The organism is Bradyrhizobium valentinum, from assembly GCF_001440405.1.
Lineage (GTDB): Bacteria > Pseudomonadota > Alphaproteobacteria > Rhizobiales > Xanthobacteraceae > Bradyrhizobium > Bradyrhizobium valentinum.
The window spans coordinates 1-12,121 of sequence record NZ_LLXX01000011.1 but is presented as its reverse complement, the minus strand read 5'-3'; the positions used below and the strand labels follow the sequence as shown (position 1 = coordinate 12,121).

Here is a 12,121-nt window from a genome sequence, read left to right as displayed (position 1 = left end):
GAACATTAAGAGCTGATATGACGCTGATTTCGGAACACATCGAGACCGACACCCGGGAAAGGATTCTCGTGGTGGCGGAGCGTTTGTTCAGGCAGATCGGCTACCAGAAGACGACGGTCGCCGACATCGCCAAGGAACTGCGCATGAGCCCCGCCAACGTCTATCGCTTCTTCGATTCGAAGAAGGCGATCCACGAAGGCGTGGCGCGTACCCTGATGGGCGAGGTCGAGATCGAGGCGCAACGGATCGCGCAGGCGCCCGGGCCGGCGTCGGTCCGCCTCCGCGAGCTTATGAAGACCATCAATCGCATGAACACGGAGCGCTATGTCGGCGATTCCAAGCTGCATGAGATGGTCGAGATCGCGATGGAGGAGGACTGGGACGTCTGTGTGGCCCATATGTTGTTGATCACGGAGACCATCGGCAGCGTGATCGGGCAGGGTGCGGCATCAGGCGAATTCGAGGTTGCCGATGTGCCGCTGGCCGCGATGTGCGCCTGCACCGCGATGATGCGGTTCTTCCACCCGCAGATGATCGCACAATGCGCCACCAAGCCCGGCCCGACGATCGACCAAATGATCGATTTCGTCATTGCCGGCTTGTCGCCGCGCGCCAAGGCGAATTGACGCGTTCGCCAGTTGACTCTTCCGTCATTGCGAGAGCTCTGTAGCCCGGATGGAGCGTACGCGTAATCCGGGGCGACTCCGGCCGCTTGCGCCATTCCCCGGATGCGCTTCGCTTCATCTGGGCTACGAATAACAAGGAAAATTCCAGCGTGACCGAAAAAGACCTGCATTTCTACGAGCCGAAGAACGGCCACGGGCTCAAGCACGATCCCTTCAACGCCATCATCGCGCCGCGCCCGATCGGGTGGATTTCCTCGCGCGACGGCAACGGCAATATCAATCTCGCGCCCTACAGCTTCTTCAACGCCTTCTGCTATGTGCCGCCGATCATCGGCTTTTCCTCGACCAACTGGAAAGACAGCGCGGGCAATATCCAGGACACCGGGGAGTTCGTCTGGAATCTCGCCACAATGGATCTGGCGAAGCAGATGAACGCGACCGCCGCCCATGTTGCCCGTGATGTCGATGAGTTCAAGGTCGCTGGGCTCACGGCCGCGCCCTGCAAGCTTGTCAACGTGCCCCGCGTGGCGGAAAGCCCTGTTGCCTTCGAATGCAAGCTGACCCAGATCATCCAGTTGCAGGGCAAGGACGGCGAGAAGGCGCAGGCCTGGCTGACGCTGGGCGAGGTCGTCGCCGTGCACATCGACAAGGCCTTCATCAAGGACGGCGTCTACCAGACCGGGCTCGCCCACCCCATCGTCCGCGCCGGCCGCCGCGGCGATTATTTCGAGATCAAGCCGGAAAACATGTTCGAGATGATCCGCCCGGATTGATTGTCGAATGTACGGACTACGCGGCTCTCCTTGTGCCAGCCCGCCAGCACGGAACTCCGACCCGTCCAAATCCTTATTAGACGGTATTTTGGAGATTCCCGATGATCCGTCTTTTGGTCGGAATGGTCCTGCTCGCGTGCCTCGTCCGTCCCGCCGTTGCCGGTCCGGACGCTGCCACGATCAACAAGGCGGAGTTCAAGGGCAAGGCGCCGGCCGACGACAAGATTCATCCGGCCATCGTCAAGGCGCAGGTGCTGCTCGACCGCGCCAATTTCTCTCCCGGAGAGATCGACGGCAAGCTTGGCGAAAATGCCGAGAAGGCCCTGAAGGCGTTTGCCGAAGCCAAGGGCCTGGCCGTGAACAAACTGCCCCTGACTTCTGAAGTCTGGGCTGCGCTGGTCGCGACCAGTGCGGATGCTGTTATCGTCGACTACAAGATCACGGAAAAGGACGTGAAGGGGCCGTTCCTGAAGAAGCTCCCGGCGAAGATGGAGGACATGAAGAGCCTGAAGTCACTGGGCTATACCAGTCCGCGCGAGGCCGTCGCCGAAAAATTTCATATGAGCGAGACGCTTCTCGCAGCTCTAAATCCCGGCAGGAAGTTTGATGAGGCCGGTCTAACGATCTCCGTGGCAAATGTCGCGGTAAGCGAGGCGAAGCCGAACGGGACGAAACCGGCGGTCACGCGCATCGAGGTCGACAAGTCGGCCCAAACCGTCAAGGCCTTCGCGAATTCCGAATTGATCTTCTTCTTTCCGGCGACGGTGGGCAGCGAGGAAAAGCCGACGCCGAGCGGCACGCTCAAGGTGACCTCGATCGATGTCTCTCCGTATTATCGCTACAATCCGGATTACAAATTCAAGGAGGTCAGATCCAGGCGCGCTTTCACCATCAAGCCGGGCCCCAACAACCCCGTTGGCGTCTATTGGATCGGACTTTCAGCGGAAGGATATGGCATTCACGGGACGTCCAATCCGTCGAAAGTCAGCAAGGCGGAATCGCACGGTTGCGTCCGTCTTACAAATTGGGACGTCGACAAATTGGCAAAGTTTCTGAAGAAGGGCGTCGAAGTGTCGTTCATCGAGCGCGCGGCGCAGAACCGGAAGTGACTTCCTCCTGCGAGTGGGTTTAGGCAAGCCGATTCCTCTTCGCGCCGCCAGCACATTGCAATCAAACGTCTGAATGGTGAAGATAGCGTCATGTCATTTGCCTCGCTGCAAAAGAACATTCGACGCCTCTATGAGGGCGCAACGCCGGAGGGCGTCCGTTTCCGCTACGCCCTTCTGATGTTCGATGTCGTGACGGTCCTGTTCATCATCGCGACGTCGTTCCTTCCCTCCAACAATATCACTGAAGCGCTGGACGTTTTGTTCGGCGTCGTGATCCTCACGGACTTTGCTGCACGGCTTCTTGGCAGCCGGCATCGGCTGCGTGATTTCACCCACTTCTCGACCTGGACCGACATTGTCGCGATCATTTCGTTTCTGGCGCCGCTCGCCGGAGAGGCCGGCGGCTTTCTGCGGATTCTGCGAACATTGCGGCTGTTGCGCGATTACCAGATGCTGGCCCGGCTGCGCGAAGACAGCACGTTCTTCCGGCGCAACGAGGAGGTGATCTTTGCCGTCACCAACCTTGCGGTCTTCATCTTCGTGATGACAGCGATTGTTTATGAGACCCAGAAATTCCGTAACGCACAGATATCGAATTATGCCGACGCGCTGTACTTCACGGTGACGGCGCTGACGACGACCGGCTTCGGTGACATCACCCTGTCGGGGACGACCGGCCGCATGATCACGGTCATCATCATGATTTTCGGCGTTACACTGTTCTTCAATCTGGCCCGCGCGCTGCTCTCGCCCAACAAGGTGCGGTTTGCCTGCCCGACCTGCGGACTGCAGCGCCATGACAGCGATGCGGTTCACTGCAAGGCGTGTGGCACGGTATTGAACATTCCCGACGAAGGCTTGACGTAGGCCAAAATGGTTCGGGTTGATCACGTGCCGGTGGAAAGGACCTCGGTCCGCGTTCTGGGTTTGCTTTTGCCAGAGAGTTCGACGCCACTTTGTCGCCGCATGGGCAATCGCCCCAATGGCGAAGCTTCCTGACAAACCAATATGCGTTCGACGAGGTAATGCCATTTTCGACTGCAAGCTTGAACCGGGAGCTGAATTGAAAGCAGCTCTCGCAACCGGACGCGGTCCGGATTAACCTCAAGTTGCCAGGCCGGATCAACGGCCGGTGAACACTTTGGGAGGATGCGATGACACGCCAAGAGGGGCGCGATCAAGAACTCACGATTTCACGACGAACCCTTGTCCACGGCCTGGCCGCCTGTGCCGGCGCCACCGTGGCAGGGGTCAGCGGCGCGCTGGCCCAGAGCGGCCCGGTGGCGCCGCCGTCGACGATCACCAGCCCGCCGCGTGATTTCGGTCCGCGAGGCGCGCCGACCACCTATTTCTGGGATCCCGACATCATCGCCGTCGATCCATCTTTCAACAATCTCGCCCAGCCCAACACCGCGATCAAGCGCCTTCATACCGGGCTGTTGTGGGCGGAAGGTCCGGCCTGGAGCGCGCAGGGCCGTTATCTCCTGTGGAGCGACATCCCCAACAACCGGCAGATGCGATGGTCGGAGGATGACGGTCACGTCAGCGTCTTCCGCACGCCCTCCAACAACTCAAACGGCAACTCGTTCGACTTCCAGGGGCGACAGCTCTCCTGCGAACATCTCACCCGCCGTGTCGTGCGCTATGAACACGACGGCACGGCGACCGTGCTGGCCGACTCCTACAACGGCAAGAAGCTCAACTCGCCGAACGACGTCGTCGCGCATCCCGATGGCAGCTACTGGTTCACCGATCCGCCCTATGGCGGCATGCTCTATGAGGGTGAGCCCGACGTCGCGGGAGGTCCGAGCAACGCTGCTGGCAAGCTCAACCCGCGGATCGGCCAGCCAGCCGGCTTCGTGCCGAGCAAGCGCGAATTGCCGACCAACTGCTATCGCATCGATCCTTCCGGCCGCGTCGACCTCGTGGTGACCGAGGAGCAGGTGCCCGATCCCAACGGCCTCTGCTTCTCGCCCGATTACAAGAAGCTGTACGTCGCCTCTACCGGCAAGGGACCGGGCGATACCGGTGCGGGCGGCAAGGGCGACATGTTCGTGTTCGATGTCGGCACCGACAGCAAGCTCACCAACCACAAGCGGTTCAGCGATTTCATGGTCGACGGCGTGAAATGCGGACCGGACGGCGTACGCTGCGACGTCAACGGCAATGTCTGGTGCTCGAGCAACGCCGGCCGCGCCGTCGGCTATAGTGGCGTGACGGTGTGGTCGCCGGATGGCAAGCTGATCGGCCGGATCCGCCTGCCCGAAGTGTGCGGCAACATCTGCTTCGGCGGCCCCAAGCGTAACCGCCTGTTCATGGCCGCGAGCCAGTCGCTCTACGCCGTGTATACGGCCACGCAGGGCGCAGGACCGGGTTGATCGATCCGCCTCTTCACGCGTCATCCCATCGTCATTCTCCGATGCGCAATTGCTTGCGCATCGGAGCTCTCGCTGCGCGAGCCACGGAATGACGGCGAAAGAGAATCCGCTTCAATTCATTAAAATTCGTCATAGATTGGCAACCGGCAGCCAACTGTTCCGGCAAAAGCTGGGCGCCTTAAACCTCAGCTTTATTGCGCGCAGCGCACCCTTCTTTCCAGGAAGGGAGGCTCGTCTATCAATGCCTATTTTCAAATATTTTACCTACGTCGGATCGGCGTTACTCGTATTGTTGTTTGTTTCAAACGCTTATCTCACCGACGACGAGAGCAATTTGCGGTTCGATGGATCGCTGTACGGGAGCGCCATTTATGCGCCTCGGGTGGAGGAAACTTCGGCAACCGCGGAGGTTCGCTTTACTCGCGACGTCACGCCTGCCGTTCGCGTCAGGGAGGTGTTTGCCGTATTCGTTCCCAACGAACGAAGACGCGGCGGGCGTTATTTGTAGATCAGCATGTCTGCCCGCGCGGGTTGCCAGGCGAAGACCATTTCGTGTGGCTCGCGCCAGCCTAACCGGTCTCAAACGCCGGATAATGCAGCCGCACTGGAACGGGTCCGGGACGTCAGCCGTTATCTCCCGGTTTATCAATTTCGCTTCATTCCCGGTGCAAACTGCCCCGAATCCCACGCTTTTCAGCTAGGATGATCCGACGTTTGGCACAGGTGTGGCGCAACGTCGCGTCCCCGATCATGAGGAGGTCGCCATGAGCTTCCGCCGCGATTTCATCAGCAAGCCGATCTTCGCTTTCGCGCGTGGCGCCATGCCCGCGATGTCCGACACCGAGCGCGAGGCGCTCGAAGCGGGCGACGTCTGGTGGGATGCCGACCTCTTCACGGGCAATCCCGACTGGTCGAAATTGCTGGCGACAGCGCCGGCGACGCTGACTGATGAGGAAAAGGCGTTTCTCAACGGCCCGGTCGACGAGCTCTGCGCCATGCTCGACGAATGGAAGATCAATTGGGAATGGCGCGACCTGCCGCCGGAGGTATGGGCCTTCATCAAGCGCCACAAATTTTTCGGCATGATTATCCCGAAGGAGTTTGGCGGGCTGGGCTTCTCGCCCTATGCGCATTCGGAAGTGGTGCGAAAACTTTCCTCGCGATCGCTGACCGCGGCCGTCACCGTGATGGTGCCGAACTCGCTCGGGCCGGGCGAACTGCTGATGCGCTTTGGCACCAGCGAGCAGCAGCAGAAATGGTTGCCGCGGCTTGCCGAAGGCACTGACATTCCCTGCTTTGGCCTGACCAGCCCGGAAGCGGGATCCGACGCCGCGTCGATGGTCGACACCGGCATCATCTGCAGAGGCAATTTCGAGGGCCGCGAAGTGCTCGGCCTGCGGCTGAACTGGCACAAGCGCTACATCACGCTTGGCCCGGTCGCGACGCTGCTCGGTCTTGCCTTCAAGGCCTATGATCCCGATCATCTCGTGGGAGATCAGGAAGACCTCGGCATTACGGTCGCGCTGATCCCGACCGACCTGCCCGGCGTCGAGATCGGCCGCCGCCACCTGCCGGCGATGCAGATGTTCCAGAACGGCCCGAACTGGGGCCGCGACGTCTTTATCCCGATGGATTACATCATCGGCGGACAGGAGCGGTTAGGTGAGGGCTGGAAGATGCTGATGACGGCGCTTGCCGCCGGCCGCGGCATCTCGCTGCCGTCATTGTCCGCGGCGGGCGCGGCCTATGCAGCGCGCACCACCGGCGCCTATGCCCGCATCCGCGAGCAGTTCGGAATCTCTATCAGCAAGTTCGAAGGCATCGAGGAGCCGCTCGCCCGGATCGCCGGCACGGCCTATCTGCTCGACGCCGCGCGACGGCTGACCTGTGCGGCGCTCAATCAGGGGCATCATCCCGCCGTCATTTCCGGCATCATGAAGCTGCACGCGACCGAGCGGATGCGGATCGTGATCGACGACGCCATGGACATCCATGGCGGCAAGGCCGTAATCGACGGGCCGCAGAATTATATGGGCAATCTCTATCGCGCGGTGCCGGTCGGCATCACCGTCGAGGGCGCCAATATCCTCACGCGAAATCTCATCGTGTTTGGCCAAGGCGCGATCCGCGCTCATCCATTCCTGCTCGACGAGATGAATGCGCTGGGTGAAGCCGACCGTGCCAAGGGGCTCGACGCCTTCGACCGGGCGTTCTGGAAACATGTCGGCCACAGCTTCAAGACCATGTTCCGCGCCTGGGGCCGAAGCTGGAGCGGCGGGCTGTTTGCGCCCGCACCCGATGCCGGCGAGGCGACGCGATTCTATCGCCAGCTCTCGCGCTACTCATCGGCGTTTGCATTATGCGCCGACATGGCACTGCTCACGCTCGGCGGTGCGCTCAAGCGCAAGGAAATGCTTTCGGCCCGGTTCGGCGATATCCTGTCCGAACTCTACCTGTTGTCGGCGGCGCTAAAGCGCTGGCAGGACGAGGGACGGCAGAAGGAAGATTTCGCCGCGCTCGAATGGTGCATGGCGAGCGGCTTCAAGACCATCGAGAACCGCTTTGCCGAAATCCTCGCCAACCTGCCGAACCGGTTCGTAGCAATCATCCTGAAACTCCTGATCCAGCCGCTCGGCGCAAGGGTAATCGGCCCGTCCGACCGCGTCGTACATCAATGCGCGCAGCTCGTGCTTGAGCCGTCGGCGGCACGCGACCGGCTCACCGCGGATCTCTCCGCCGTCGACGACGATGGCGGCATCGCGCGGCTGGAGAAGGCATTCCTGCTGGTAACAGCCGCAGAGGATGTTGCCAAACAGATGCGCGCCGCGCGCCTGCATGACTGGAAGGAAGCAGTGAAGAGGGGCGTCATCACCCAAGCCGACGGCGAGAAGCTGCAGGCGGCGCATGAAGCCGTTGCGAAGGTGATCGAGGTCGACGATTTCGCACCTGAGGCATTGTCGCCGATTTACAGGAAGGGCGCCGACGTGCATCAGTTCTTCCAGGAACTGGGTGAGCAGAGGGCGGCGGGCTGATGGCAAGACCGGTTTATATTGTCGACGGCAGCCGGACGCCGTTCCTGAAAGCGCGCTCCGGTCCCGGGCCGTTCACCCCGGTCGATCTCGCCGTGCAATGCGGCCGGCCGCTATTGGCGCGGCAGCCTTTCGCGCCTGACGCCTTCGACCAGGTCATCCTCGGCTGCGTCAATGTCATTGCCGACGAGATGAACCCGGCCCGGGTCGCCGCGCTGCGGCTCGGCATGGGCGAGAAGATGGTCGCCTTCACCGTGCAGATCAATTGCGGCTCCGGCATGCAGTCGATCGACACAGCTTACCGCTACATCCGCGAGGGCGTCTCAGACCTTATTCTGGCGGGCGGCGCCGAGGCGCTGAGCCACGCGCCGCTGGTGTGGCCGCAACAGGGGGTGCGCTGGTTCGCCGGCGTTGCCGGCGCCAAGGGCATCGGCGCAAAGATCATGGCCGCGCTGAAAGTGAAGCCGAGCTATTTCAAGCCGATCATTGGGCTGGAGCGCGGGCTCACCGACCCCATCACCGAACTCAACATGGGCCAGACCGCGGAAGTGGTCGGGCATCTTTTCGGCGTCACCCGCGCACAGTCGGATGCCTATGCCGCCGAAAGCCACAAGCGGCTGGCAAAGGCGCAGTCGGAGGGCTGGCTCAAGGGCGAGGTCGAAGCCGCATTTGCACGCGACGGAAAGTTCTATGATCATGACGATGGCGTGCGGCCTGACTCGACGCCGGAGAGTTTGTCAAAACTGAAGCCGGTGTTCGAGCGTCCCTGGGGCAAGGTCACCGCCGGCAATTCCTCGCAGATCACCGACGGCGCATCGTGGGTGATCCTCGCCTCCGAAGAGGTCGTCGCCAAACACGGGCTGACGCCGAAGGCGGTCATTCTCGATAGCCAGTGGTCGGCGCTCGATCCCGGCATCATGGGTCTGGGCCCGGTGCTGTCGGCAACCGAGCTATTGAAGCGCAACGAGCTGACGCTTTCCGATATCGAGACCTGGGAATTGAACGAGGCGTTTGCGACGCAGGTGCTCGGCTGTCTTGCCGCCTGGAACGATGAGAAATTCTGCAAGGAAATTCTCGGCCTCGACGGCGCGGCCGGCGAACTCGACCAGGGTAAATTGAACGTCGACGGCGGCGCGATCAGCCTCGGCCATCCCGTGGGCTGCAGCGGCAACCGCATTGTGCTGCATCTCGTCAATGCCATGAAACGATTGGGCACCAGGCGCGGCATCGCCACCGAATGCATCGGCGGCGGTCAGGGCGGTGCGATGCTGATAGAGACGGTGTGATCATGGATTCGCAGATCATGAACGTTCTCGGCGATCGCGTGCTCGAACTCGGACCCGAACCCGATGCCGGTGGCCCGTACAAAAATTTCAAGCTGACCCGCGATGGCGACGGCGTCGCCTGGCTGCTGTTCGATCGCGAGGGCACCAGCGCCAATACGCTCTCGGCAGATCTGATCGAGGAATTGGACAAGGTAATAACCGAGCTCGAAGGCCAGCGGCCGACGGGTCTCGTCATCCGCTCCGCCAAGAAGTCCGGCTTCATTGCGGGCGCCGACGTCAACGCGTTTCGCGGCGCAACCGACGTAGGCGCAGTCGAGACCGAGATCGGCCGCGCCCATGCCGTGATCGACCGCCTGGAGGCCTTGCGGGTTCCGAGCGTGGCCGTGGTCCACGGCTTCTGCCTCGGCGGCGGCCTCGAAGTGGCGCTGGCCTGCCAGATGCGGATTGCGATCGAGGACGCGCGGTTTGGTTTTCCCGAAGTGATGCTCGGCCTGCATCCCGGCCTTGGCGGCACCGTGCGCTTCACGCAGCTCGTCAATCCGATGCAGGCCATGCCGCTGATGCTGACCGGCAAGACCATCGATGCGCGCAAAGCGAAATCGCTGGGGCTGGTCGACGCCGTGACGCAGGAGCGTCACGTGCGCAATGCCGTCAAGGACGCCGTGTCCGGCCGCCTCAAGCGTGCGCGGCCCGGATTCCTCAACGCTGTCTTTTCGCTCGGTCCCGTAAGGGGCTTCCTTGCCTCGCGGATGCGCAGCGAGGCCGGCAAGGCCGCGCCGGAAACGCATTATCCCGCGCCGTACGCGCTGATCGATCTCTGGGAAAAGCATGGCGGCGACCGGGCGGCGATGCTCAACGCCGAGAAGGCGTCGTTTGCCAAATTGATGGTGACGCCGACCGCGCAGAATTTGATCCGCGTATTTTTCCTGCGCGAGCAAATGAAGAAGCTCGCAGGAGACGGCAACAAGATCGAGCACGTTCACGTCATCGGCGCCGGTGCGATGGGCGGCGACATTGCCGCCTGGTGCGCCGGCCAGAATTTGCGGGTGACGCTCGCCGACATGAAGCCGGAGCCGATTGCGGGCGCGATCAAGCGTGCCGCCGATTTCTACGGCAAGATCCTGCGCAAGCGCACCGCCGTGCGCGATGCGCTCGACCGGCTGATGCCGGACATGCAGGCCGAAGGCGTCCGCAACGCCGATCTCATCATTGAAGCGGTACCGGAAAAGCTGGAGCTGAAGCAGAAGGTCTATGCCGGCCTCGAGCCCAAGATGAAGCCCGGTGCGATCCTGGCGACCAACACGTCCAGCATTCCGCTGCAGGACCTGCGTACCACGCTGGAGAAGCCGGAGCGGCTGCTCGGCTTGCACTTCTTCAATCCGGTATCCCGGCTGCAGCTTGTCGAGGTCGTCAGCCATGACGGCACCGATCCGCAATTCCTGAAGGAGGCGCTCGCTTTCGTCGGCGCCATCGATCGCCTGCCGCTGCCGGTGAAATCGTCGCCCGGCTTCCTCGTCAACCGCGCGCTGACGCCCTACATGCTCGAAGCGATGCTGATGCTCGACGAGAAGATCGACAAGACCGTGATCGACGCCGCCGCGAAAAAATTCGGCATGCCGATGGGCCCGATCGAGCTCGCCGATCAGGTCGGCCTCGATATCTGCCTTGATGTCGGCGACATGCTGCGTTCGAAATTCGGCGATCTGCTGCCATCGACGCCCGCCTGGTTGCGCGACAAGGTCGCGAGAGGCGAGCTCGGCCGCAAGACCGGCAAGGGTTTTTACACATGGAAGGATGGCAAGGCCGATACTTCTGGTGCGCTCGCGATGTCGGAACCGTCGGCCGAAATGATCGACCGGCTGATCCTGCCTATGTCGAATGTCTGCGTCGCCTGCTTGCGCGAGGGCATCGTCGACAATGCCGATGTGGTCGACGGCGCCGTCATCTTCGGCACGGGCTACGCGCCGTTCCGCGGCGGTCCCTTGAACTATGCGCGAACCCGCGGCGTGGAGAACGTGGTCTCGACTCTGGATGCCCTGACCGACAAGTTTGGCGGCCGGTTTACGCCGGATGCCGGCTGGGAGACTTTCAAGTGACGGAAACCCAAGTGCACGCGCCGGTCAACACCGAGACCGAGCCGCGCGGCGATCTTTGCATCCGCACGCTGGCGATGCCGGCCGACACCAACGCCAATGGCGATATTTTTGGCGGCTGGCTGCTGAGCCAGATGGACATCGGCGGCGGCGTGTTCGCCTCCAAGATCGCCAAGTCGCGCACGGTGACGGTCGCGATCGAGGCGATGAATTTCCGCAAAGCCGTCTATGTCGGCGATCTCGTTTCGGTCTACGCCAATCTGGTGCGGGTCGGGCGCACCTCGATCACGGTCCATCTCGAAGCATGGGTCGTGCGCCGCAAGGAGTTGCAGTCGATCCTGGTGACCGACGGCAACTTCACCTACGTCTCGATCGACGACAATGGCCGCCCGCAGCCGGTTAAAGCGTTTTCGAGCGAAGTGGAAACCGGTTCGCGTTGAGAAAACGCGTCAAATCAAGAATCTAGAGTCCCGTTTCGATGAATCGAAACGGGACTCTAGCCCGGACGGCATTATCAAGACCTGAATCTTAAGGGCAGGGGCGCTCGTAGCCGTCACGGCCGATGAACGTGCCACGGCGCGGATCATAGGTCTGCGAGCGCATGCAGCGTGGCGTGTCGTCATAATACCGGGGCGGCGGAGGTGCGTATTGTGCCTGGACACCGCAGTAACGCGGCGAAACCGCGACCCAGCCGTCGGGCTGTTCCATGTAGCAACCGCCCTGATACCAGCGATAACCGCCGGGCCGCGGCTCGCCCTGGGCGCCAATCGCGGCTCCCGTCGTGGCACCCACGATCGCGCCGACCGCCGCACCCCGGCCGCCGCCGA

The 12,121-nt window shown here is 62.0% G+C and carries 10 protein-coding genes and 1 pseudogene; 10 read left to right on the top strand and 1 reads right to left on the bottom strand.

The window, feature by feature from the left end; translation table 11 throughout:
* Window positions 1-17 precede the first annotated feature (17 nt).
* The 10 genes from CP49_RS01160 (at window position 18) to CP49_RS01115 (ending at window position 11,734) form a co-directional block, all read left to right on the top strand.
* Window positions 18-626, top strand: coding sequence for a TetR/AcrR family transcriptional regulator (locus CP49_RS01160; RefSeq protein ID WP_057848465.1), 609 nt, complete (start codon window positions 18-20; stop codon window positions 624-626).
* A 149-nt stretch (window positions 627-775) separates the two neighbouring features.
* Entirely contained in the window at window positions 776-1,399 is a 624-nt protein-coding gene (locus tag CP49_RS01155) for a flavin reductase family protein (protein WP_057848484.1), read from the top strand.
* Between the two features lie 101 nt (window positions 1,400-1,500).
* Window positions 1,501-2,508 carry a L,D-transpeptidase family protein gene (locus tag CP49_RS01150; RefSeq protein ID WP_057848464.1) on the top strand — a complete coding sequence of 336 codons (1,008 nt, stop codon included), beginning with the start codon at window positions 1,501-1,503 and terminating at the stop codon, window positions 2,506-2,508.
* A gap of 90 nt (window positions 2,509-2,598) precedes the next feature.
* Entirely contained in the window at window positions 2,599-3,375 is a 777-nt protein-coding gene (locus CP49_RS01145; RefSeq protein WP_057848463.1) for a potassium channel family protein, read from the top strand.
* A gap of 287 nt (window positions 3,376-3,662) precedes the next feature.
* Window positions 3,663-4,886, top strand: coding sequence for an SMP-30/gluconolactonase/LRE family protein (locus CP49_RS01140; RefSeq protein WP_057848462.1), 1,224 nt, complete (start codon window positions 3,663-3,665; stop codon window positions 4,884-4,886).
* 88 nt (window positions 4,887-4,974) lie between these two features.
* Window positions 4,975-5,394, top strand: a complete 420-nt coding sequence (locus CP49_RS46855; protein ID WP_245310434.1) for a hypothetical protein — start codon at window positions 4,975-4,977, stop codon at window positions 5,392-5,394.
* A 256-nt stretch (window positions 5,395-5,650) separates the two neighbouring features.
* Window positions 5,651-7,918, top strand: a complete 2,268-nt coding sequence (locus tag CP49_RS01130; protein ID WP_057848460.1) for an acyl-CoA dehydrogenase — start codon at window positions 5,651-5,653, stop codon at window positions 7,916-7,918.
* On the top strand, window positions 7,918-9,201 hold the full coding sequence (locus CP49_RS01125) for an acetyl-CoA C-acetyltransferase (RefSeq protein ID WP_057848459.1): 1,284 nt from the start codon (window positions 7,918-7,920) through the stop codon (window positions 9,199-9,201). Before CP49_RS01130 ends, CP49_RS01125 begins: the two co-directional genes overlap by 1 nt.
* Window positions 9,202-9,203: 2 nt before the next feature.
* Window positions 9,204-11,297, top strand: coding sequence for a 3-hydroxyacyl-CoA dehydrogenase NAD-binding domain-containing protein (locus tag CP49_RS01120; protein WP_057848458.1), 2,094 nt, complete (start codon window positions 9,204-9,206; stop codon window positions 11,295-11,297).
* A complete protein-coding gene (locus CP49_RS01115; protein WP_057848457.1) occupies window positions 11,294-11,734 on the top strand; it encodes an acyl-CoA thioesterase in 441 nt (146 codons plus the stop codon). The genes CP49_RS01120 and CP49_RS01115 overlap by 4 nt, the downstream gene beginning before the upstream one ends.
* 88 nt (window positions 11,735-11,822) lie before the next feature.
* Here CP49_RS01115 and CP49_RS45710 read toward each other — a convergent pair.
* Window positions 11,823-12,121 (bottom strand): annotated as a pseudogene (locus CP49_RS45710) (hypothetical protein); the annotation flags it as partial.